General features: G+C 64.4%; 22 protein-coding genes. 12 read left to right on the top strand and 10 right to left on the bottom strand.

Annotated elements, in window-relative coordinates:
* Positions 1-381 precede the first annotated feature (381 nt).
* The 12 genes from AAGI46_00180 (at position 382) to AAGI46_00125 (ending at position 12,291) form a co-directional block, all read left to right on the top strand.
* Complete coding sequence (locus AAGI46_00180) at positions 382-738, top strand: GIY-YIG nuclease family protein (protein ID MEM1010617.1); 357 nt, start codon at positions 382-384, stop codon at positions 736-738.
* 322 nt (positions 739-1,060) lie between these two features.
* Positions 1,061-1,750 (top strand): hypothetical protein, encoded by a 690-nt coding sequence (locus AAGI46_00175; GenBank protein MEM1010616.1) that lies wholly within the window; start codon positions 1,061-1,063, stop codon positions 1,748-1,750.
* 190 nt (positions 1,751-1,940) lie between these two features.
* On the top strand, positions 1,941-2,357 hold the full coding sequence (locus AAGI46_00170) for a hypothetical protein (protein ID MEM1010615.1): 417 nt from the start codon (positions 1,941-1,943) through the stop codon (positions 2,355-2,357).
* Between the two features lie 142 nt (positions 2,358-2,499).
* Positions 2,500-3,546 (top strand): GNAT family N-acetyltransferase, encoded by a 1,047-nt coding sequence (locus AAGI46_00165; protein MEM1010614.1) that lies wholly within the window; start codon positions 2,500-2,502, stop codon positions 3,544-3,546.
* Between the two features lie 59 nt (positions 3,547-3,605).
* Entirely contained in the window at positions 3,606-4,448 is an 843-nt protein-coding gene (gene purU / locus AAGI46_00160; protein ID MEM1010613.1) for a formyltetrahydrofolate deformylase, read from the top strand.
* Positions 4,449-4,511: 63 nt separating this feature from the next.
* Complete coding sequence (locus tag AAGI46_00155; GenBank protein MEM1010612.1) at positions 4,512-5,243, top strand: prepilin-type N-terminal cleavage/methylation domain-containing protein; 732 nt, start codon at positions 4,512-4,514, stop codon at positions 5,241-5,243.
* Positions 5,240-6,205, top strand: a complete 966-nt coding sequence (locus AAGI46_00150; GenBank protein MEM1010611.1) for a hypothetical protein — start codon at positions 5,240-5,242, stop codon at positions 6,203-6,205. Before AAGI46_00155 ends, AAGI46_00150 begins: the two co-directional genes overlap by 4 nt.
* Before the next feature lie 35 nt (positions 6,206-6,240).
* A complete protein-coding gene (locus tag AAGI46_00145) occupies positions 6,241-7,440 on the top strand; it encodes an aminotransferase class V-fold PLP-dependent enzyme (GenBank protein ID MEM1010610.1) in 1,200 nt (399 codons plus the stop codon).
* A 128-nt stretch (positions 7,441-7,568) separates the two neighbouring features.
* Entirely contained in the window at positions 7,569-7,964 is a 396-nt protein-coding gene (locus AAGI46_00140) for a YbaB/EbfC family nucleoid-associated protein (protein MEM1010609.1), read from the top strand.
* 24 nt (positions 7,965-7,988) lie between these two features.
* Positions 7,989-10,007: an aldo/keto reductase gene (locus tag AAGI46_00135; protein ID MEM1010608.1), complete on the top strand. Its 2,019-nt coding sequence runs from the start codon at positions 7,989-7,991 to the stop codon at positions 10,005-10,007.
* Positions 10,004-10,834, top strand: a complete 831-nt coding sequence (gene truA / locus AAGI46_00130) for a tRNA pseudouridine(38-40) synthase TruA (GenBank protein MEM1010607.1) — start codon at positions 10,004-10,006, stop codon at positions 10,832-10,834. The genes AAGI46_00135 and truA overlap by 4 nt, the downstream gene beginning before the upstream one ends.
* Positions 10,831-12,291, top strand: coding sequence for a hemolysin family protein (locus AAGI46_00125; protein ID MEM1010606.1), 1,461 nt, complete (start codon positions 10,831-10,833; stop codon positions 12,289-12,291). Before truA ends, AAGI46_00125 begins: the two co-directional genes overlap by 4 nt.
* A gap of 18 nt (positions 12,292-12,309) precedes the next feature.
* Here AAGI46_00125 and AAGI46_00120 read toward each other — a convergent pair whose 3' ends face one another.
* The 10 genes from AAGI46_00120 to nrfD form a co-directional block, all read right to left on the bottom strand.
* The gene (locus tag AAGI46_00120) at positions 12,310-12,798 is read right to left on the bottom strand and encodes a cytochrome C oxidase subunit IV family protein (GenBank protein MEM1010605.1); all 489 of its coding nucleotides are present in this window, start codon (positions 12,796-12,798) and stop codon (positions 12,310-12,312) included.
* A 6-nt stretch (positions 12,799-12,804) separates the two neighbouring features.
* Positions 12,805-13,863, bottom strand: a complete 1,059-nt coding sequence (locus AAGI46_00115; GenBank protein MEM1010604.1) for a cytochrome c oxidase subunit 3 — start codon at positions 13,861-13,863, stop codon at positions 12,805-12,807.
* 43 nt (positions 13,864-13,906) lie between these two features.
* Positions 13,907-15,769, bottom strand: a complete 1,863-nt coding sequence (locus AAGI46_00110) for a cbb3-type cytochrome c oxidase subunit I (GenBank protein MEM1010603.1) — start codon at positions 15,767-15,769, stop codon at positions 13,907-13,909.
* Between the two features lie 67 nt (positions 15,770-15,836).
* Positions 15,837-17,171, bottom strand: coding sequence for a cytochrome c oxidase subunit II (coxB, locus tag AAGI46_00105; protein ID MEM1010602.1), 1,335 nt, complete (start codon positions 17,169-17,171; stop codon positions 15,837-15,839).
* A gap of 57 nt (positions 17,172-17,228) precedes the next feature.
* Positions 17,229-18,197, bottom strand: coding sequence for an SCO family protein (locus AAGI46_00100; protein MEM1010601.1), 969 nt, complete (start codon positions 18,195-18,197; stop codon positions 17,229-17,231).
* A 13-nt stretch (positions 18,198-18,210) separates the two neighbouring features.
* Positions 18,211-18,816, bottom strand: coding sequence for a hypothetical protein (locus AAGI46_00095; protein ID MEM1010600.1), 606 nt, complete (start codon positions 18,814-18,816; stop codon positions 18,211-18,213).
* Positions 18,817-18,888: 72 nt separating this feature from the next.
* Positions 18,889-20,421, bottom strand: coding sequence for a hypothetical protein (locus AAGI46_00090; protein ID MEM1010599.1), 1,533 nt, complete (start codon positions 20,419-20,421; stop codon positions 18,889-18,891).
* Between the two features lie 30 nt (positions 20,422-20,451).
* The gene (locus tag AAGI46_00085; protein MEM1010598.1) at positions 20,452-21,321 is read right to left on the bottom strand and encodes a cytochrome c; all 870 of its coding nucleotides are present in this window, start codon (positions 21,319-21,321) and stop codon (positions 20,452-20,454) included.
* A 43-nt stretch (positions 21,322-21,364) separates the two neighbouring features.
* Positions 21,365-21,988: a DUF3341 domain-containing protein gene (locus AAGI46_00080; GenBank protein ID MEM1010597.1), complete on the bottom strand. Its 624-nt coding sequence runs from the start codon at positions 21,986-21,988 to the stop codon at positions 21,365-21,367.
* Positions 21,989-22,042: 54 nt separating this feature from the next.
* Positions 22,043-23,611 carry an NrfD/PsrC family molybdoenzyme membrane anchor subunit gene (gene nrfD, locus AAGI46_00075; protein ID MEM1010596.1) on the bottom strand — a complete coding sequence of 523 codons (1,569 nt, stop codon included), beginning with the start codon at positions 23,609-23,611 and terminating at the stop codon, positions 22,043-22,045.
* Positions 23,612-23,614: the final 3 nt, after the last annotated feature.

Genomic DNA, 23,614 nt, shown 5'->3' with positions numbered 1-23,614 from the left:
CGGAGCGCACCTCGTTCTGCAGCCCTGCAGCGCAACGCTGCAAGGCTGCGATGTCGTTTTTGCTCCGCGCAAGTGACGCTGCAGCCCTGCGGCGGAGCATTGCATGGCTGCAGAGGAACGCTGCAGCCATGACCCGTCGTTCTGCAGGCGGGTACGCGGACCTTGTTGTCGGACCTGCGGCGATGAAAGGGTGGCAGGGGCGATTTTCTCGGACCGGGTTGGCTCCGGGCGACGGCATCGTCGGTGTGCGTTTCGCGCATTCGTTGGTTTGGAGGCGTTGCAGCTTGGCCCCTTCCGTCATCCCGAGCGCAGCCGAGGGACCTCGGGTGGGTCGGACCCGAGAAGCAGGCGAGGTCCCTCGGCTCGCTTCGCTCGCTCGGGATGACGGGATGTGTTGTTCGTGATAGGTTCGGGGGCGTGGTTCGGTCGTTTTGGGTGTACATCCTTGCCAGTCGGCCGGGCGGGACGCTTTACATCGGGGTGACGAGCGACCTCGATTGTCGGGTGCAGGAGCACAAACAGAAGCTCGTGCCGGGCTTCACGGAGAAGTACGCGATTGACCGGCTGGTTCACTACGAGTCGTTCCCTGATGCTCGGTCGGCGTTCGCGAGAGAGAAGCAGCTCAAAGGGTGGAGGCGGTCGAAGAAGACGAACTTGATCGCAGCGGCCAATCCGCAGTGGGATGACCTCTACGACGAGGCGGACCAGACAGTCGTGCCACTGCCAGAGCTGGAGTAATCGCTGTCCTCCGTCATCCTGAGCGATCCGTCATCCTGAGCGAGCGCAGCGAGTCGAAGGACCTCGCCTTGGGCGATCGTGCAGAACCAGCCGAGGTCCCTCGGCTGCGCTCGGGATGACGGAGGGGATGGCGTGGGGGGCGGTGGGGTGGGGGCAGAAAAATCGAGCTTCGCGTAAAGGGGGTAGGCCGCGTGGCCGATGTCGGCGGTGCAGGCGAACTCCCCACCCCACCCCCGGCGACCTGTTCACGGTGAACGCGTGCCGGCTCAACCTTGATCTCTCGCTTGCCCTGTGGAGCCGGCGCTCCAGAAAGAACGCCACCATGAGCGTTGTTCCCCGTAAAAACGTCGACAAGATTCAGTTCTTCGAGGATCACATTTCCGTCTGGACCGCCCAGGCGACGACCATCGGCACGACCGAGGCGGAAGTGACCGACCTCGACACCAAGACGCAGGCCGCCCGAACGGCGTACGACGCGCAGCAGGCGGCGCAGAATGCTGCCAAGGCCGCGACTGCTGACTTGAACGTCGCGCTCGACGCGATGAGCCGGGCGGGGTCGGACATCATCTACCAAATCCGTTCCCAGGCGGGTGCCGACGGCGACGGCGTTTACGCCGCAGCTCAGATTCCAGTGCCCGCGACGCCAAGCCCGAGCGCGGCACCGGGCACGCCTTACGAGCTCAAGACCGAGGTCAACGGCAACGGTGAGCTCATGCTCAGCTGGAAGTGCGACAACCCCGCGGGCACCAGCGGGACGATCTACCAGGTCTACCGCAGCACGAACGGGTCGCTCGACTTCGAGTACCTCGGCGGTGTCGGCAGCCGGAAGTTCGTCGACGCGACGATCCCGGCCGGGGCGACGCAGATCACGTACAAGATGCAGGCCGTCCGCAGCACCGCGGCCGGCATGTGGGCGACGTTCAACGTCCTCTTCGGCAGCAACGTTCAGTCCTCCGCCACCCCCACCGCCAGTGTCAGCGAGGAGTCGCCGTCGATGAAGATGGCGGCGTGAGGGAGGTGAGAAGGGATGAAGGAGGAGGGATGAAGGAGGAAGGTCAGAGCGGAGGAACGTGCCAACTCGGCACCCGCCGCACTTCATCCTTGATCACTCCAACTCCCAACTCCCCACTCCCCACTTCTGCCTTCATCCCTAACTCCTAGTCCCTAGTCCCTAGTCCCTAGTCGCTAGTCCCTTTCTCCCCATGCCTCTCGCCACCGTCAACGTCCCACCGTCGTTCACGCCCGCCAAGCGGCGGCGGTACGGGCGGCGTCGGCGGGGCGGGGGTGTCGCGGCGGGGCCGAGTGTGCCGGTGTTGACGTCAGCGGTGGTCAATGGCTCGCTGCTGACGTTGACGTTCGATCAGGCGGTCGACGTCGACCAGCTCGACGGGGCGGCGATCGTCGTCGACGGCGGCTCGGCCACCAACGTGCGGTGGGACGCGACGGGCACCGTGAGTCAGCCGTCGGCAGACACCGTGGTGCTCGGGCTCGAGTACCTCGGGCCAGCCGTCACGACCGCGTTCACGCTCGACGCCTCGGCAGCGAACGGCATCCGCGCCGCGGATGGCGGGCAGCCGTGGGGCGGGGTGATGGGCGTCGTTTTGCCATACACGAGCTAAAGGAAGCTCCAGGTGGCACCCATCCGTCATCCTGAGCGAGCGCAGCGAGTCGAAGGACCTCGTCCGGCCTTCGTCGCGGAGCCGCTGCGAGGTCCCTCGGCTGCGCTCGGGATGACGGAACAGAACGAACGACGGAGATGTCATGAATGAGCTCATTTCGCAGAACGCATTGCCGGTGCCGAATGCGCCGATCACGGTGCGCCCCGCGACGCACGACGACCTGCCATGGATCGACGCATTGCACAAGAAGCACTCGAAGCAGCTCGGCTATGCGACGACCAAGCAGTTCCAGGAGTACCTCGATCTGGGCGGATTGCTCGTCGCTGAGCAGGAGACGATGGCACAGCCGATCGGCTACGTCATGTATCGCGACCGGTACCTCAAGCGGGATGAGCTGGGCGTGATCTATCAGCTGTGCGTCGATCCGTCGGCGCAGCGGGGGCTGATCGGGGCCACGTTGCTCAAGGAGGTCTTCGAGCGGAGTGCGTATGGGTGTCGGCTGTTCTGTTGCTGGTGTGCCCAGGATCTGCCGGCGAACCGGTTCTGGGAGGCGATGGGGTTCGTGCCGATCGCGTTCCGCGGCGGGAGCACGAAGAAGAAGCGCGTCCACCTGTTCTGGCAAAAGAAGATCGTAGAGGGAGACACTGAGACCCGATGGTGGTACCCGAGCAAGACGGAAGGCGGGCAGATGCGGGAGGATCGACTGGCGTTGCCGATCCCGCCGGGGTTGCACTGGAGCGAGCCGATGCCGGTGATCGAGGTCAAAGAGGTCCCCACCCCCTTGAAGCCGGCAGTGCCGAAAAAGAGGGTCACGACATCGAAGAAGCAGCCGGTCGCCGAGCCGCCGAAGCCGCGGATGCCCATGCAGTTCGGTCCCCCGCCGACGGCTGCCACCCCACCCACCGCGCCCACAGACTCCGGTGCCACGGCATCCTTGCCGTGCCCGACGCCTCAGCAAGTTCCGCCACTGGAAAGATTTAGTGGCACCGAGAAGAAAGCGTCAAGGCCGAAGGCACCGCCGATCGACCCGAACCTGGTCCGTCAGGCCAGGGAGTTGCGGGATCGATACCTGGAGCATGTCAACCGGCCCGAGCACGCGAGTCTGCTGGAGAGTCGCGCGAAGTACGCTGTCGCGAAGCAACTGCCGGCCTTCGACGAGCTACCGACGATGCCGCGACTCGCGGCGTGATGTGCGTTGGGCGAGGCGGCTGGTAAGGCGGGCTGATCGTCGGTTTCGTAGACTGGGCCATGGCGACGCGTTCGGGCCGACTGCTTATCGATTGCCCGGACCGGCCGGGCCTTGTTGCCACAGTTGCGGCGTTTCTCGCAGGCGAAGGTGGCAACATCACCGATGCGGATCAGCACGGTGAGCGCGGGCACTTTTTCATGCGGCTGGCGTTCGACTTGGTCGACGGCTCGACCGCCGAGGCGTTTGCAAGCCGTGTCCGAGACCTCGCTGAACGGGATGGCCTGACGATCCGCCTTGGCTGGGACGACCATCGGCCGAGCATCGCGATCCTCGCGAGTCGACAGGACCATTGCCTGCGGGACCTGCTCTTTCGGCACGACATCGGCGAGCTGCCGGCCGAGGTGGCGATGGTTGTGTCGAATCATCCTGAGCCGGGCGAGGCGGCGGAGCGTCGTGGGCTGAGGTTTGTTCATCTGCCCGTCACGCCCGAGACCAAGGCCGAGCAGGAGCAAGCCCTGGCCGAGGTCGTTGGCGATGTCGACCTGATCGTGCTGGCCCGGTACATGCAGATTCTGTCGCCGGAATTGTGCGCGCGTTGGGCGGGTCGCTGCATCAACATCCACCACGGCCTGCTCCCGGCGTTCAAGGGAGGCCGGCCGTACCACCAGGCGTGGGAGCGGGGCGTGAAGCTGATCGGCGCGACGAGCCACTACGTCACGGCCGAACTGGATGCCGGGCCGATTCTGGCTCAGGCAATCGAGCCGGTGGGTCATCGCGACTCGCCCGACGACCTCGTGCGCAAAGGTCGCGACCTCGAACGCCAGGTGCTTGCGACAGCGGTCCGGGCTCACCTGGAAGACCGCGTCATCGTCACCGGCCAGCGGACGGTCGTGTTCGAGTAACCGGCGAGCAACGCTGGAACGATGCGACGCCACGCGGTATGTTGCCGCCAGCAGAGGAGGAGCTTGCTCGAACACCAAGGACAGCACGTCGGCCGACGACGCGGGTTTTCTCTCGTGGAGATCCTCGTCGTCATCGGCATCATCGCGCTCTTGATATCGATCCTGCTGCCGGCGCTGACGCGGGCGCGGCAGTCGGCGACGACGGTGGTCTGCCTGAGCAATCTGCGTCAGATCGGTGCCGCGCTAAACCTCTACGCGAACGAACAGGACGGCCGGCTGCCGGCGTGGAGCGGCATTCAGACCCACCCGGATGGCTCGCACCCATTCGATGCCGAAGGCCTCGGCTGGAGTCAGATGCTGCAAGCGGCGTGGGACCAAGAGCCCGACGACGACATCTACAACTGCCCGGCGTTTCCAGTCGGTGCGACCCACAACTACTTCATCAGCGCCCGCTGGCTGCAGCGACAAGACCCGCGGCGGCAGTCATGGATTCTGGCCAACATTCGCAACAGCAGTGCGTTCGTCCTGAGCGGCGATGCAGTCAATCTCGGCTTCTACGCCCAGCCGTTCGGATCGAAGCCGACGGACGACTTCACCGACATCGACAAGGACGACGCCACGAACCACATGCTGATCTTCAGCGGCGAACCGGACGGCATCAACATTCACGAGGGACGTGGGCTGACGGTGCTGTTTGCTGACGCGCACGCGACGCTCGAGAGTCAGTTCGACGAGACCACGATGACATTCGACCCGGACGAGCTGGGCGTTCGCTGGAGGGATGTCGACCCGTGAGCGACGAGCCCGTCACGCCTGACCTGGACGACTTGGCCGTCAATGCGCCATCCAAGCTCGCGGGTGAAGTCGTGCGGCCTTGGGCGTGGTCTCTGCGATCGTGGGGCCTGGTGGTGCTCGGACCGATCATCGCGGGCGCGGTGCTCTGGGCGCGGCCGGAGCCCGTCGCGACGCCTATCCGGACGATGGGTGCCGTCAGCTTCGCGCAGTCGCTCGGCCAGCAGACGCGCGACGGGCGGAACGTCGTCCAGGGGCTGACCGTTGAACCCCTTCGCGAGGGCGGACACCGATTGACCGGCGAGCGGCTCATCCGGCAAGGGCGGCGCGACGAGGGCACGTACCAGCCGTTCGAGATCATCACACCAGCCGAGGGCATCGTCTGGAACGAGCCCGGTGCGGAGCCACGACGCCGGGGCCTGTTTCGCTCGACTCGAAGCGTTCCCGAAGCCAACGGCGGGCAGCCGATGGATCTGCCCGCGTACCTGAACCTCGCCGAGGCCGACTACCGAACGACGCTCTCCAACGATCCCCGTCTCACCTGGGCGGCATGGCTCGGAGCGGGGCTGGCCGTCGGGATGACGCTGGCGGGCGTGCGGCGTCTGATCGTCGGTCCGACAAAGGACGGCCCGCTTCTGGGCGAGCTGGCGAAGGTCGACAACCCTGACGCCCAGGCCGAGTCTCGCGCAGAACGCGAAGCCCGCGAGCAACGCGAGCGCGAACGTGCCGCCGAGCTCGATGCGTACGTGGAGTCTGCGGCGATGCAGAGCGGTGATGTCGCCGGCGACGCGCTTGCCGAATCCGCCGAGCCCGCCTCCATCGGTGCCGCCGCTACGCCTGCCAAGCGATTCGTCGCCACCACGCCTGAAGACAAGCCGACGCACGTCGACGAGCCCGAGGAAGATCGCGAGTATGCCGGCGAGTTCTACCCGACCGTCGTCGGCAAAAAGCACGCCGACGACTGAAACACGCGTCCGCGCCGCGTCCTTATCATGCCACGATGTCCGACGCCGCCCCGCGACGCCTCTACCTTGACAACGCCGCAACGAGCTTTCCCAAGCCGCCCGAAGTCCTGGCGGCGATGACGGACTACGCGACGCGCCTCGGTGCCAGCGCCGGCCGCGGTGCGTATGACGAAGCGGTCGAAACCGGCAGACTGCTCGAGGCGTGCCGACGCGAGATCAACGACTTCATCGGCGGCGAGTCGCCCGACCACGTCGTCTTCGCGCTCAACTGCTCGGACGCACTCAACATCGCGCTGCGCGGCCTCATCGATCCCTTCAACCCCGGCCACGTCGTCATCAGCGAGGCCGACCACAACTCCATCCTCCGGCCCGTCCACGCGATGGCCGAACAGTGGGGCCTGAAGTTCACGGCCGTGCCGTGCGACCCGGAGACGACGCTCGTCGACCCGGCCGACGTGCGCGAGGCGATCCAGCGGGACACGAAGTTCGTCGCATTGACGCACGCGAGCAACGTCACCGGCGCCGTTCAACGCGTCGCGGAGATCGGTGCGATCTGTCGCGAGATGGCGGTGCCCTTCGTGGTCGACGCGGCCCAGTCGATCGGGCATGTGTCGGTCGACGTGCAGAAAGACTCGATCGATCTGCTCGCCGCACCGGGGCACAAGGCGTTGATGGGGCCGCTCGGCACGGGCTTTCTCTACCTTCGGCCAGGCATGGAAAAGCTCGTCCGGCCTCTGCGTGAAGGTGGCACCGGCAGTCGGAGCGATCTGCCGACGCACCCGACGTGGATGCCGGATCGCTACGAGCCTGGCAGCCACAACGCCATCGGCGTCGCCGGTCTGCTCGCGGGCGTGCGCTGGCTCCGCGGCAAAGGGCTCGGCGAGATTCAGCGACACGAGCAAGGCCTGGTCTCGACGTTCCTCGGTGCGATCACCGGCGTCGACGGCCTGACGCTCTTCGGCCCGCCCGGCGTGGCGGACCGCATTGGCGTCTTCAGCGTCCGGGCTGAGGGACTCGAACCGCACGAGCTTTCGGCCGCGCTCGAGAGCGGCTTTGGTGTCCTCTCCCGCAGCGGCATCCACTGCGCGCCTTGGGTCCACCGCGCGATCGGCACGCTCGACGCCGGTGGCGCAACGCGGCTCAGCTTCGGCCCCTTCACCAGCAAGCAAGACGTCCGCTTCGCCGCCGACGCACTTGCCGAGCTGACCTCGTCGGCGGAACTGATGGCGGTGTAGCCCGAAACCGGCGTTAGGTCATCCTGAGCGGGCGCAGCGAGTCGAAGGAGCTCGCCTGCGCGACCACGCAGAACCAGGCGAGGTCCCTCGGCTTCGCTCGGGATGACGGACAAGCCGTATCATCGCGCATGTTCGAGAACTTCAAAGACCTCGCGAATCTGCCCCAGATGATCGCGAAGATGAAGGCCATGCAGTCGAAGATGGCCGAGATGCAGGCGGAACTCGTCGGCGAGCTCGGCGGCCTTCGCATCACCGCTGACGCCGGTAACGGTGCGGTGGTTGCGACGTGCAACGGCAAGCTGGAGCTGGTCTCGCTGCAAATCAACCCGACGGCCGAGGTTGCCGACATCGAGCAGCTTCAGCGGCACATCGTTTCCGCGGTCGCGATCGCTCAGCAGAAGGCGCAGGTCAAGGCGGCTGAGGTGACGCAGGAGAAGATGGCCAAGGCCGCAGAAGAGGCCGGCATCACCGACGACATGATGGACCAGCTGCGGCGTGGCGGGCTCGGCGGGTTGGGTGGCTGATCTGCCTCGCCTACAAGTTGGGGCATGACGCCCGCCACGCATCTTCGTTGGGGAATCCTCGGCGCCGGCCGCATCGCCGGGGCCTTTGCTTCTGATCTCAAACACACCGACACGGGCACGCTCGTCGCTGTCGCGAGCCGTTCCAAGGAAAAGGCCGACGCCTTTGCCAAGGAACACGCGCCGGGCGCACGCGGCCTTGGCAGTTACGACGAGCTCCTCTCGGACGCCGAGGTCGATGCGGTCTACGTCGCCACGCCGCACCCGCAGCACGCCGAGTGGACGATCAAGCTGCTCCGCGCCGGCAAGCACGTTCTGTGTGAGAAGCCGGTCGCGATCAACTGGGCAGATGCCGAGGCGATGTTTGAGGCGGCTCGGCTGTCCGATCGCGTCCTGATGGAGGCGTTCATGTACCGCTGCCATCCGGTGATCGACGAGCTCGTGCGATTGCTTCGCGAGAAAGTCATCGGCGATGTGCAGTTCATCGACGCCGCCTTCAGCTTTCGCGGGCCGGACAAGCCCGAGCAGCGACTGCTCAACCCGGAGCTCGGCGGTGGCGGGATTTTGGACGTCGGCTGCTACGCCGTCAGCATCGCTCGGCTCGTCGCCGGTGCTGCCGTCGGTGGAGACGTTGCAGGGCCGACGAGTCTCAAGGGCGTCGGTCATCTCGGCAAGACGGGCGTCGACGAGTGGGCCGCTGCGACGGCGATGTTCCCCGGCGGGATTGTCGCGTCGCTGCGAACGGGCGTTCGTCTCAACGCACAGAACGGACTGACCGTCTACGGCACCGGCGGAAAGCTGAGCATCGACCAGCCGTTCATTCCCGCACGCCACGGCGGCGAGAGCACGATCGTCATCGAGCCGGCCGAGGGCGACAAGCGTGAGATTGCCGTGCCGAGCGACAAGCCGCTCTACGCACTCGAGGCCGAGGCCTTTGCGAAGGCAGTGGTCACCGGCGGCGTTGCGTTCCCTGCGATGACGCCTGCCGACACACTCGGGAACATGCGGGCGCTCGACACGTGGCGCGAGCAGATTGGTCTCACGTACCCGGCCGAAACGCTCGAGCACTACAGCTCCACGACCATCATCGGCGAGTCGCTTGCGCGCCAGTCGACGTCGCCGATGCCGACGGCGAAGGTCGGCGAGATTCCGTTCGAGGTGTCGAAGTTCCTGATGGGCTGCGACAACCAGCACCGGTTCGACCGGGCGGCTGTCCTTTACGACGCGTTTTTCGAGTACGGCGGCAACGGCTTCGACACCGCGCACGTTTACGGTCGACAGCGCTCGGCACTGCTGGGTCAGTGGATCAAGCACCGGAACGTGCGCGACCAGGTGGCCGTCATCTGCAAGGGTGCCCACACGCCGCGAAACTTCCCGCACTTCATCCGCGGCGAGCTGATGGACCAGCTCGGCTGGCTCGGCACCGACTACTGCGATCTCTACTTCCTCCACCGCGACAACCCTGATGTGCCAGCGGGCGAATTCGTCGACGTTCTGAGCGAGCTGGCCGATGAAGGACTCATTCGCGGCGGGTTTGGCGGGAGCAACTGGACGCTGAGCCGCCTGAAGGAGGCCCAGGATTACGCGAGCAAGAAGGGCGTTCGTGGCTTCACCGTCATGAGCCAGAACCTGTCGCTGGCCGAGATGGTCGATCCCGTCTGGCGAGGTTGCGAGAGCGCGCACGCCGACGATTGGATGAGCTACCTCGCCGAGACCGGTCTGACCAACTTTGCGTGGAGCAGTCAGGCCCGCGGCTTCTTCGTGCCTGATCGCGACTTGGACGAGGCCGAGCTGAACCGCTGCTGGGTCAGCGATGCCAACATGGAGCGACGCAAGCGTTGTTTCGAACTTGCCGAGCAACGCGGCGTCGAGCCGATCAGCATTGCAGCGGCATGGGTGCTCAAGCAGGCGTTCCCGAGCTTCGCACTCATCGGCCCGCGCAACCTCCGCGAGCTGCACACGTCGCTGCCCGGCCTGTCGATCGAGCTCACCGACGCGGAGCACGCGTGGCTCGATCTGAAGCGCGACACGCCTGCCGATTCGTGAGCGATGAGCCGGCCCAACTCCGTTACAAGCTGACGGTCGCGTATCGCGGCACGGCTTACCACGGCTGGCAGCGGCAGATGGTGCCGGGCGAAGACACTTCTGCGGCCGAGCTGCCGACGGTCCAGAACGTCCTGCGACTCGCGCTCCAACGCACCGTCGGGCATCCCGTCAACGTCGTCGGTGCCAGTCGGACCGACGCCGGCGTTCACGCCAAAGGTCAGGCGGCAAGCTTCGAGACGATCCGGCATCAAATCGCGCCCGAACGGCTCATGGCAGCGACGAACGCAAAGCTGCCGGCGGATGTCGCGATCCGGTCGATCGAGCCCGTCGCGAACGACTTCGACGTCCTTAGCGACACGGCCGAGAAGGCGTATCGCTACACGGTGCACAACGGACTGAAGAAGGACGTGTTTGCCGGCGACGTGATGCTCCACCTGCCGCCGATGCCGAGTCCACTCGACGTCGCTGCGATGCATGAAGCGGCGGCGCGATTCGTCGGCGAACACGACTTTGCCAGCTTCGCCAAGCCGGGCCACGGACGCGAGTCGACGGTTCGGACGGTCACGTCCGCGAAGGTGTCACGCGACGGCGATCGGGTGCACTTCGAGATCGCCGGAACTGGCTTCCTGTGGCATCAGGTTCGGATCATGACGGGAACTTTGCTCCGCGTGGGTGCGGGGAAAGTACCGCCTGAAGCGATGACGACGATTCTGTCGGCACGCGATCGCGAGGCTGCAGGCCCGACGGCTCCGCCGCATGGGATGTGCCTGCTGTGGGTGAGGCATCGTCGGCAAGTCGGATCCGCTACAGTCGCGGCAGCCGAATGACGCTTCTCATTCTTCTGCTTGCCGTCGGAACGTCGCTGTCGATCAGTGCGATCTGCTCGCTCATGGAAGCGACGCTGCTGAGCCTCACGCCTGGCGACGTCGCCGGTCTCAAGCGTCGTCGACCCAAGGCGGGCGAGATCTGGGAAGCGTTCAAGAAGGAAGTCGAACGCCCGATCAGCGTCATCCTGATCTGCAACACCGCCGCCCACACCATCGGCGCGACGATGGCCGGGGCGAAATTCGAGGAGTGGGTCGATCAGAACCCGCAACTCTTCGGCGAGAACGCAGGCGGCTGGAGTGTGTTCGCGTTCGGTGCGGTCTTCACCGTGCTGATGCTGCAGTTCACCGAGATCCTGCCTAAGAGTCTCGGCGTTCGGTACAACACGACGGTCGCCGCCTTCACGGCCAGACCGATGTTGCTGATCGTCAACGTGATGAAGCCGGTGCTGGCGGCAGTGAAGTTTGTGAACAAGCCGTTCGACACGTCCGGCGGGCACCACAAGGTCGTCGGCACCGATGAGATCGCGACGCTGGCTGCGATGGCTCGGACGACGCAGGTCATCAACGAGCACCAGGAGCAGATGATCGCCGCCGCCGGTCGGCTGCAGGAGGTCAAGGCGCGGCAGGTGATGACGCCCCGCAAGGACATGCACGTGCTACACCTGAGCGACGGCTTTGCCGAGGTGCTGAGCACGCTGCGTCAGACGCCCTACACGCGGCTGCCGGTGCTGGGAGAGGGTGTGGATGACGTCAAGGGCATTGTCCACCTGCGCGACGTGTTCAACGCACTGTCACTTGTTCCAGGACGCCTGCACGTGGCTGACGATCCGGACAAACCGGATGAGGTGCGGGCGTTGCTGCCGGATTCGCCCGGCGGAGAGCTGCACGTCATCGGCTCGGGTCAGATCGACCTCGCGTCGCTCGTCCGTCCGGTGCCGTTCGTGCCCGAGACGCAGAACCTGGGACTGTTGCTCAGCCGGTTCCAGCAAGGCTTCCAGGAGCCCGGCGGCCAGCGGCTGGAAAGCCACATGGCGATCGTCGTTGACGAGTACGGCAGCACGCAGGGCGTCATCACGCTCGAAGACGTGCTGGAGGAAGTCGTCGGCGACATTGAGGACGAGTTCGACGCAGGTGAGCGCGTCTGGAAGCTGGAACCCGTCAGCTGCGACGTCGGCCACGAGCAGGTCAACGGCGAAGTCATTGCCAGCGAATGGCGTGCAGACGGCGAGGTGCCGCTGCGTGAGATCTTCCAGAAGCTGCAACTCAGCGACGCAGCAATGGACAAGGCCGAGGGCGGCGATGTGACGACGCTCGGCGGCTACGTCACCCGCGAGCTCGGCCGCTGGCCGGTCTCCGGAGACTCCGTCCCGCTCGACAGCGTCGACGTCACCGTCAACTACGTTGAACGTGGTCAGGTGCGAGGAGCAACGCTTCGCAAGCGCGAAGACGAAGAGTGATCAGGCGGCTACGGCACGTCACTCGCCAGCGGCTTCGATGCTGGTGGTGTAGGCGTCGGCGGGGTCGAGGATCGGCTGGTACTGGTCGCTGTCGATGATCGCCACGCCAATGAAGATCGTCAGGAACAGCAGCGTGCTGACCAGGATCAGCTGATTGAGCTTGCTGTCCCAGATCAGGTGCATGAAGAACATCGCCACGAGCACCGCCTTCAAGAAGGCAAGGCCGAGGGCAATCATGATGTTGATCTGAGCACCGAAGTCGACGAATCGAGCTCCGACGGTAAGAACTGTGAGCCCGACCAATGCCGCAAACGTGCCGTACATGATCCACAAGGGCGCGACGTGCGGCTCGTCGTGTTCTGCATGACTTACCGGAGCACCTAGCCCGCTCAGTCCTCGTGAGAGACCGTCAGCACGCTCGGCGGTCAGCTGACGGTCTTCGTCGGTGATGTCGGCGAGCGAGACGGCTGCGGTGCCTCGAACGCCACTGTCGTTGGTGATGGCCATGGCGGGTCAGTGGATGAGGTACAGCAGCGGGAAGAGGAAGATCCAGATCAGGTCGACGATGTGCCAGTACAGGCCGACAAGGTCGACGGGTGTGAAATATGCCGGGCCGAAGGTGCCGGCGAGGCTCTTGATGAGGACCCAGCCGATCAGGCCCATGCCGATGAGCACGTGGATGCCGTGAAGGTCGGTCATCATGTAATAGATGCCGAAGAACGCCTTGAGGTTGGACTGCTCTTTGATCGATAGGTCGCCATACGCGACGCTGTGTTTGCCACCGGCGTGGGCACCGTCGCCGTTGTGCGCGTCGTGGCTGATGGACAGCTGAGCCATGTCGATCGTCGGCCGGTGGATCGCTGCATCGCCGGTGCCGGCGTTGGGGTCGACGTAGTCCGGGCCGAGCATGGCAAAGACATCTGAGGCGACGACCGGCGATGCGACCGCCTGATCTGGCGTCTCCGCGTGACCGTCTGCGTGATGATCTTCGTGGTCGTCGTCCTCGTGATGGGCGTTACTCCCCGCGGCGTGGGAGTCGCTGCTGTGTTCGTCGTGATGGGCAGCACCCTGCTCGTGGGCGATGTAGCTGGCGAAGCGTTCCTGCCCGCCTTCGCTTTGGCGGTCGTAGACGTTCCACCTGCCGGGGAACAGGCCGTGATTGAACTTGTCGGTGTACTCGACGGTCTTGATGACCATGAAGCCGACGCCGCCCAGAAGCGTCATCGCCAGCATGAGCTTCAGGTACGACTGCTGCCCGAGCTGGGCTGCCCGGACGGCCAAGGCCATCGTCAACGACGAGGCGAGCAGAATGAGCGTGTTGGTCGCACCGAGCGACCACTTGAGGTGGTCGGCGGAGTACTTGAAGACGTCCGGGTTGTTGTAGCGGTAAACCGCGTAGGCGACGAACAGGCCGCCGAACATGAGGATTTCCGTCGCCAAAAAGGCCCACATACCGACCTTCGCAGAGTCGAACTGCTGTTCGGGCGTGTCGAAGTGGTGCGCCAGGTGGGGCGGATGATCGCCGTGATGACCGTGGTCGGCGTCGGCGTGCTCGGGCGAAAGGACTGTCATCGTGAAGCTCAGAGGCTAACGGGTCGAACCGGAGTCGTCACACTCAACGGCGATCGTCGTCGTCGTTGTCCGGGGCATCGAGGAGGCTGGTGCCAGTCGTGCCACCATCGTTGTAATCATCGACGTCAGCGGCGACGACGCGGTGACCCGGGCCGGCGGCCTTAAGGGCCTCGGCGTACTCGGGCTTGAGCTGCCAGCCGTCGGCGACCTCAGGGTCGGTGCTTCGAGCGTGCTGCCAGCGGTAGATCGCGTACGGATCGCCGGCCGCGGGCGTGACCTTGAAGTTGTCGTGCGGCGGCGGGCTGCTGGTCTGCCACTCAAGCGTATTGGCACCCCACGGGTTCGGTGGGGCCTTCTTGCCCTTGCGGAGCCCCTGGATCCAGTTGTGCAAGACGCCGAACAGGCCGACGGCGAGGATCCACGAGCCGACCGTCGCTATGACGTGGTAGGCGATGTACTGGTCTTCGTAGCTGGCGTAGCGGCGGGGCATGCCCTGGCTACCAGCGATGAAGAGCGGGAAGAAGAGCACGTTGAAGCCGACCAGCGTCACGACCGCCCAGATGCCGGCCCACTTCTCGTCGTACATCTTGCCGAACATCTTCGGGAACCAGTAGTAGATTCCCGCGACCAGGGCGAAGAGCACGGTGCCCATCATCACGTAGTGGAAGTGGGCGACGACGAAGTAGGTGTCGTGCAGGTGGATGTCGGTGCGGAGCGTCGCGAGGAACAGGCCCGTCAGGCCGCCGATGGTGAAGACCCAGATGGCCCCGACCACGTACCACATGGGCGCCTTCATACGGATCGAGCCCTTGTACATCGTCCCGAGCCAGTTGAAGACCTTGACGGCCGACGGGATCGAGACGCTGAAGGTCAGTAGGCTGAAGAGGGCACTCGCCAGAGCCGACTGGCCGCTGGTGAACATGTGGTGGCCCCAGACGATGAAGCTGAACAGCGCGATCGCCAGGGAGCTGAGGGCGATGAAGTTATAGCCGAAGATGTGCTTGCGGCAGAAGATGCCGATGATCTCGCTGATCACGCCCAGCGCCGGCAGGATCATGATGTAGACCGCCGGGTGGCTGTAGAACCAGAAGAAGTGCTGGTAGAGCACCGGGTCGCCGCCGTTGAGCGGGTCGAAGATGCCGATGCCCATCGACCGCTCGGCGACCAGCAGAAGCAGCGTGATGGCTAGAACCGGGGTCGCGAGGATCTGGATGATCGCCGTCGAGTAGAGCGACCACAGCAGCAGCGGCATGCGGAACCAGGTCATCCCCTTGGGCCGGAGCATGTGGATGCTGGCCAGGAAGTTGACGGCCGTCAGGATGCTGGCAAAGCCCAGGACGAACGCACCCAACGTCGCCGGGATAACGCCCGACTCACTCTTGGTGGTGCTGTACGGCGTGTAAAAGGTCCAGCCGGTGTCGAGACCGAAGCCGCCCGGCAGGTGCCATCCGAAGGCGACTTCGAGAACGCCACTGAGCAGCACGTAGACGAAAAACACGCCGCCGGCGAGCCAGACGTAGAAGCTGGCCAGGTTTAGCCGCGGGAAGGCCACGTCCTTGGCCCCGAGCATGATCGGCAGGGCGAAGTTGCCGATGATTGCGGGAATCCCGGGGATGATGAACAAGAACGTCATCACCGCCCCGTGGATGGTGAACATGTGGTTGTAGAAGTCCCACGCGGCGTTCTCGTTCGAGTTGAACAGCGCACCCGGACCGATGAGCTCGAGCCGGAGCAGCAGCGCGAAGATGCCGCCCAGCAGGAACGACCCGAGGATGCCGATCATGTACATGATCGCGATCCGCTTGTGATCGAGCGTGAGGGCCCACGAGAGGAAGCCTCGCGTGTGGGTCAAGTAGTTGTCACCATGGACCTCCGCCCGGTTCGCCTCCGGGATGCCGGCCACCATGGGTGCGTTGATCGTGCTCATAAACGTCTCGAAGCTGGGGATCGAAAAGTGGTGGTCTTGTAAGCGGTTAGCCCTCGTCGCCGGGCTCGACGACGGCCGACTCGGCCTCGGTCATTTCTTCGGTGTAACTGCTGATCGTCTTCATGTACGCGATGATGTCGGACACATCGCGTTCGCTCAGAACGCCGAGGTAGCTGGCCATCGCGTTGCCGTAGCCGGCGACGATCTGGCGCTGCGGGTAGAAGATCGACTCGCGGATGTAGTCTTCGTTGACCTCGACAACAGTGCCGTCGACCATCGCGTGATTCGGCTTGTTCCAGAGGTCCTTCCAAGTCGGGCCGGTCATGGCGGCGCCATCGACGCTGTGACAGCCCGCACAACCACGAACCTGCCAGAGCTTGGCACCGACCTCGGCCGGCGGACGCTCTTCGCCCGTGACCGGATCGACACGCAGGTCACTGAACTTCTCTAGGATGACCTCGAAGTCTTCAGGCTCGTAGACGAAGACCTTGGCTGCCATCTGCGAGTGGAGCGTGCCGCAGTACTCGGTGCAGAAGAGCTCGAAGACGCCCTCAACCGTCGGTGTCGTCCACGTTTTGTTGAACCGGCCAGGAACCACGTCCTTCTTCATTCGGAAGGCCGGGATGTAGATCGAGTGGATGACGTCCATGCTCTTGAGCGTGAACTCCACCGGCCGGTCCTTGGGCAGGTGCAGGTGTTCGAGGATCGCGCCGTTGGGGTACTCGAACTGCCAGTACCACGAGCCGCCGACGACGTTGATCTTGTACGCGTTGGGCGGCGCGATGGTGTCGTTCAAGTAGCCGCGGAAGCCGAGCGTGAACATCACCAGGACGATGCAGGTCGGAATGACCGTCCAGGTGATTTCAAGCGTCGTTGAGTGGCTGGACGTTCCGGTCGGGTCGGGCTCGTCGTCGCTCCTGGCCCGATACTTAATCAGGAACCAGAACATCGCGATAATCACGATGCCGCCGAAGATGTAGCAGACCCAAAGGATGAACTGGTAGAGGAAGTCGACGTCCCCAGCCTGGCTTGCGGCGTCCTGCGGCATGGCGGAGAGGCCGAGGCCATCCATCGTGCCGGTGTCCATCTGCTCGGGCATGGACGGCACAAGCGTGCGGATCGTGTCGACGTACTGCTCGAAATCAGCCTGTCGCTTGTCGCGTCCGGCAAGCTCTGGCTCCGCGGTCTCGACTTCGGCACCAGCGGCGGCCTGAGATGACTGCAGCGTCGCCTCCGCGGACTCGACCGCCTGCTCTTGGCCACGCGTGATCAGCGGCGCATCGGCGTCCGAGTCCTGTGCGAACGAAGCGGCCGGCAGGGCGAGGCAGAGCGTGAGGATGGTCGGGAGGAGGCGTCGCTTCATGACCAGCAGGTGCATCATGGCAAAGACGTGGGATTCGGTCGACCCGAAGGCGTGTTCGTCAGGAAAAGTGAAGGATCAGGCAAACGCGTGCGGCTTCCCGCCGGAAGACGGTGCCGACGGCGGCGGAACGTCGTCCACCTCGTCGATCGGCGTACCTGCGTTGGGGTGACGACGCAGTCGGCCCTTCTTTTCGAGGTGGAGCAGGAACAGGATGACGATGCCAAGCGTCACGACCGTCGTGGCCCCACCGATCTTCATGACCGTCATGGCCGTCGCGGTGTACCGGCCGGTGGTCGGATCGAAGCTGAAGCAGTAGAGGATGAAGGCGTCCTTCAGGCTCGGCTGAAGGCGGCCCTCGCTGGCTCCGACGAGGCTCAAACGCAGCGTCTGCGCTTCAAATCGCGGCCCTTGCAGGTAGCGGCTGACTTTGCCGTCGGGCGTGACGAGGACGATCGTACCCGTGTGGCTGTACTCCTGAGCCTCCGGGATCCAGGCGAAGCGGAAGCCGATTGCGTCGGCTAGCCGCTCGATGTTCAGGTCGTCGCCCACCCAGAAGTTCCAGCCGGACTCGACGTCCGACTCCTCGAACTCGCGGCTCATGACGTCGACGGTCGCGTCCTTGTTGCTGCGGGCCAGCGACACATCCTCGCGGCTGTCGAAGCTGACGGTGATGACCTCGAAGTCCTGGGAAATCTCGTAATCGCCGGCCAAGTCGAGCATGGAGCGGACCATGCCGTTCATGACCTCGCCGCAGAGCTGGGGACAGCGGTAGTAGGCCATCTGGATGATGACCGGCTTGCCCTCGTCCAGGACGTCGCCGATGCTTAGCTGCTGCCCGTTGGCGTTGGTGAAGACGAGGTCGCGCGGGATGAACTCGCCGAGCTTTTCGTCGATTCCGGCCTTGGAGCGGGCATCTTCGATGACTTCGTTCTGGAACGCACCGTCCAGGTCATCGGTCGCCCGACGCTGATACTGGCCGAGCGCGACGTCGCCCAGAACGAGGCTTCCGAGCAGCCCTGAGAGGATGAGTCGTGTGGTCTTCACTGATGAGTGAAATCTACGACGAAGACTCCGTCGACGTTTCAGAACCGTTCGGGTGTGCGGCAGACTGTCCCATGGGCGTCTCGGCCGGACGCGTGCTCGGACGGCGGGTCGGAATCTCGACGGTCGACTCCGGCGAGTTGTACGACTTGTTGACGAGCGTGACGTAGTAGTTGCGGCCCTCGTCCAGGGCCAGCATGTCGTCGCGCGAGATGGAGGGCCCGCCACGCTCGGCGACCACGGCGGCCATGGCGAGGTGAATCGGCACGACGAGCTGGTCGCGCTCTTCGCCCAGGAACCGGTAGCCCTCCGCTGCGCCTTCGCCGATCAGGTAGTCCTGTCGCTCTTCGCCCATCGCGAACGAGAACCGCGTCGGCGGGGCGGTTTCGGACGCGTAGATCGTGTCGTTGCCAATCGGATCACCGATGTTGGCGTACTGCTCGCTCTTGAGCCGACGCCAGTCGACGTTGTCATCGGCGCCGTAGCGCTGGCTGACGATGAGATCGGACTCGAAACCGAACCACGCCTGCACGCCGAGCACGATGATGAGCAAGACCATCGTGCCCACCACGCCCACGAACGCGACGAGGCCGACATTGACGTCTTGACGGTTGGAGGACATGGGTTAGGAGTCGTCGGTGGCGGAAGTCAGGAACAGGGGCAAAGGCCGCAGCTCGCTGCGACCTGCTCGCTCTTAGATGTTGTGGAACGCGAGGCTCTCCTTGGCACGTGGATCCGCGGCGGGGCGGAGTTTGACGATCTTCATCTCGCGAGCGATCCAGGCGACGCTGGCGCCGCAGACCATCATCGCACAGGCGATCTCGGTCAGCGGCAGCAGTTGCCAGCCGCCGACGAGCATCTCAGGCATGATCAGCCAGTAGAGGTCGATCCAGTGCATCACCAGCAGCCAGCCGGCCCAGAAGCCGAGCAGCGTCAGATTCCGCTTCACGTGTCGGCTCAGCAGCGCCGCGAACGGAATAAGCAAGTGGCCGACCAGCAGCGTCATCGAAACGACAGCCCACCAGCCGACCTGGGCCGGGGCGTCGGGATCGTCACCCCAGGCACCGAAGCCGAGGTTCGCCGGGATGGTGGTCGCTCCGCGAACGCCGAACCAGTAGGTGGTTTCAGGGATGTTCGCGTACCAGATCAACATGTACTGGCTGAACGCGATGTAACCCCAGAAGAACGTGAAGGCGAAGAGCCACTTGCCCAAGTCGTGGTAGTGCTCGACGGTCACGCTCTCCTTGAGGAGCCCGGCCATGCGCAGGAACTGGTAGGCGAGGATCGTGACGGCGAAGAAACCCACCATTCCACCGGAGAAGATGTAGCCGCCGAAGATGGTGCTGAAGAAGTGCGGGTCGAGGCTCATTACCAGGTCGAAGCTGGCGAATGTGAGCGTCAGGCCGAGGATGACGAGGTTGATGTAGCTCCAACGCGTCATCGCGTTGGTTCGCTCCGGATCACCGTCGCCGTCTTGACGGACGCTGGTGCGGTAGTAGAAGCCTGCGATCGCGATCCACGCTGCGAAGTAGACGACGATCCGAGCCATGAAGAACGGCCGATTCAACCAGCCGAGCTTGCCCTCTGTTAAAGGATCGATGTGGTACGCGTGGTGCTCCGCCCGCTCGACTGTGAGGTTCTGGCGTGGGTCCGTCAGCAGGTGCCCCTCGGCCGAGTCTGGGTCGTAAGCGGGGTTCGCGATGCCCGACATCGTCGCTTCGATGGTCGAGTCGCCCGTGATGTCTTCGCTGACTGAACCAGCTTGTTCTTCGACTTCCTCGTCAACGGCGTAACTGTCGTCGCCGTGGTCGACCTGGTACATCGCCCACGGGTAGAGCAGTGGGCCTTTCCCTTCGACGCGGTCGCCTTCCGTTCCCGGGAACAGGAACGTGACGATGATCGGAATCACCAAGATCGCAAGCAGTGGAAACAGCCGTGTCAGCAGTTCCGGCACCCGGCGGACGTTGACGCTCCAGCCCGCCTTGGTCGCGTGTTGAAGGAGCACGAAGACCAATGCCCCGAGCGCAATCGACAGAACGAACATGTAGCTGACGAGGTACGACAGCATCAGCCGGCGAACGCCAAACACAATCGCAAAGACGAACGCCAGCACCAGCCCGGCCGCTGTGACCGCAGCGGACACGCCGAACAAGCGGTCGGCCTTGTCCGACGGGATCGTCAGCGGCTCGTTGTGAGCGGGATGGCTTGCGGTGTCGTGCGTGGCCACGTCGTGGGAGTTCCTCGGGAAAGTGCGTGATCAGTCCTGCTGGGCTTCGTCAGCCGGCGTGTCAGCCTCGGCTTCGGTGTCGGCTTCTTCGGCGTCGACGACGATCACCATCGCGCGGCCGCTCACCAGCGTCGGCTGGACCGGGATGTCGCTGGTGTCCTCGGGCCACAGCTCGGCTGGGGCGTTCTGGCTGGTCTGCAAAGCACGCATGTACGCGACGATCGCCCAGCGATCGACCGGGTCCGGAATCGCATGGCCGTAGCCGGCCATGTTGCGGATGCCGATGTTGATCGTGTTGTACAGGTGCCCGTCTTCCCGACTCATGCGGACCGCGTCGTGGATGCTGGACGGCTGGACCCAGAGAGGGTTCTTGTTCGTATTCGCGGCGGCTCGGACGTGAATCGGGCCGTTGCCGTATCCGTCGTACCCGTGGCAGAGGTAGCAGTAGCGTGCCCAAAGTTCCTTGCCCTTGGCCATGAGCTCGGGCGTCACTTCGACCGGGATCGAGTCGGCCCAGATGACCTCGCCGTCCCGCATTTCGAAGCCGCTGACGAGCATGCGGTCGTCATCGAGGTTGCCACGCTTCACCGTGCCCGGCACTGGCGGACGCGTGGCCATGTCGTTCTCAAAGAAGACGTTCTGGCTCTGCGCTTTGAACTTGGCTTGGTTGTCCATGCCCTGGAGAAGGTGGACGCGTGGCAACGGGCTCCGTGTGAACTTCTCGCGAACCGCCCAGGCCAGCGGAATCCAGCTGGCGACGATCGTGATGACCACCATGTAGACCAGCCACGTCGGCACGTTGTTAAACCGCGCCAGCCCACGCACCGCCATCAGCGTCGCCGGACTGTTGGCGGCGACGGCGTCGTCGACCTGCTTCTTGATGGCGTCGTTCGCGGGCATGAAGGTCGTAAAGCGTGGAGAAGAAGCTCGAAGGCCGGTTGCGCTAGTCCACAACGCGCTCGACGGCGGTCGTGCCGGTGTCGCGGAGCAGTTGCTCGGTCTCGGTGACGTCGAACTTGGGGTCCGACGCGTCGATGACGATGAAGAACCGGTCGTCGGTCACCCGGCGGAACCGCTCGCTGCGGAGCAGCGGGTTGTACAGCATCGGCAGCGCGTTCAGAGCGATCATGCCGAGCCCTGCCGAGAAGGCGGCGAGCAGAATCGTTGTTTCGAAGATGACGGGAATGAACTGCGGCAGCGACCACATCGGCTTGCCGCTGATGAGGTACTCGTACCCCTGCAATCCGCCAGCAAAGCTGTAGCTGGTCGACATCGTCCAGACGCACAGGAACAGTCCGCCGAACAGACCCGCCAGACCGCCGCCGAGGCAGATCCAGGGCAGAATCGTCGGCCGAAGGTTCATTGCCTTCTCAATGCCGTGGATCGGGAAGGGCGAGTGGACGTCCCACCGCGTGTAGCCGGAGTCCCGAACCTTCTCTGCAGCGGCGTAGACGCTGTCGACGTCCTCATACTCCGCCAGCACACCAGCCAGCACCGGTCGATCGTCCTCGACGGCGATCTCTGGTACCCGAAGGTCGTTGGGCAGCGTGGTGTAAGCGGCGGTCACGTGTTCGAGGGTGGTGGGAGCTTGAAAAGTCGGACGTGTGCAGACGGCAACGGCTCAGTTGGTTGCGGTCGCTGGGGCGGGGGCTTCGGTCGATTCCGACTGAACTTCGTCGTGCTTGCCGTGGCCGACGTGGGCTTGTGGCATGACCGTTTTGACCTCGGCCATCGCGATGATCGGGCCGAACTTGATGAACATCAGCATGTTCGCAAAGAACAACCCGAACGTGCCGAAGAACATCGCCATGTCGATGTAGGTCGGCGTGAAGTCGGCCCAGCTGCTCGGGATGAAGTCGCGGGTGAGGCTCGTGATGATGATCACGAATCGCTCGAACCACATGCCGATGTTGGCACACATCGCGCAGAACATCACGACGACAAGGTTCTTGCGCAGCTTCGGGAACCAGAGCAGATTCGGGAAGAAGACGTTGCAGCTGAACATCGTCCAGAACGCCCAGCTGAAGTTGCCCAGCGGGCGGTTCATGAAGACGAACTGTTCGTACACGACGCCTGAGTACCAAGCGATGAAGAACTCGACCGCGTACGCGTAGCTGACGATCAGACCCGTCGCCAGCATGATCTTACACATGTTGTCGATGTGGCGCAGCGTGATCAGGCCCTTGAGCCCGAACCACTCGCGTGCCGGGATCGCCAGCGTCAGCACCATCGCGAAGCCGCCGAACACGGCACCGGCGACGAAGTAGGGCGGGAAGATCGTCGTGTGCCAGCCGGGAAGCTGCGACACGGCAAAGTCGAACGACACGACCGAGTGCACCGAAAGCACCAGCGGCGTCGCAAGGGCGGCGAGAAGCAGGTACATCTTCTCGAAGCGCCACCAGTGGCGACTTGAGCCGGTCCAGCCGAGGCTCAACACGCCGTAGATCGCCTGGCCGATGCGATTTCGGCAGCGGTCACGCAGCGTCGCAAGGTCCGGCACCATGCCGACGTACCAGAAGAGCGTCGAAACCGAGGCGTAGGTCGAGACGGCAAAGACGTCCCACAAGAGCGGCGACCGGAACTGAGGCCACATGGCCATCTGGTTCGGGTACGGGAAGAGCCAGAACGCCAGCCAAGGGCGACCCACGTGTAGGCCGGGGTAAATGCCCGCGCAAGCGACGGCAAAGATGGTCATCGCCTCGGCGAATCGGTTGATGCTCGTCCGCCAGTTCTGCCGCAGCAGAAAAAGAATGGCCGAGATGAGCGTTCCAGCGTGGCCGATGCCGACCCAGAAGACGAAGTTCACGATCGGCCAGCCCCAGACGACCGTGTTGTTGTTGCCCCAGACGCCTGGCCCGGTGAGCAGGAGGTAGAGCACGCTCCCGCCGAGGAACATGGTCGCCACGCCGCCCGCCGTCAAGAACAGGATCAGCCACGGAATGTCCGGGGCCTTCAGGTTGAAGTCGACGACGGTGTCGGTGACGTCGCGAAACGTCTTGTGGTTCAGGACCAGCGGTGCCCGTTCGCCGGGGACGTCGCCGGTGTTGTCAATCTCGACGTTGCGCTCGCGGAACGTCTGCGGCTTGGGCTCAGGCGGAAGCGTGACGGTGTCGTCACGCGGGTCGCGCTCCTCGAAGAGGCCGCGACGCCCGAGGCGTTCGAGTTCTGTGCTGGTGTCGATCGTCGCCATGGG

The organism is Planctomycetota bacterium (assembly GCA_038746835.1).
GTDB lineage: Bacteria > Planctomycetota > Phycisphaerae > Tepidisphaerales > Tepidisphaeraceae > JBCDKH01.
The sequence above is the reverse complement of the archived record's forward strand: the minus strand, read 5'-3'. Positions and strand labels throughout refer to the sequence as shown.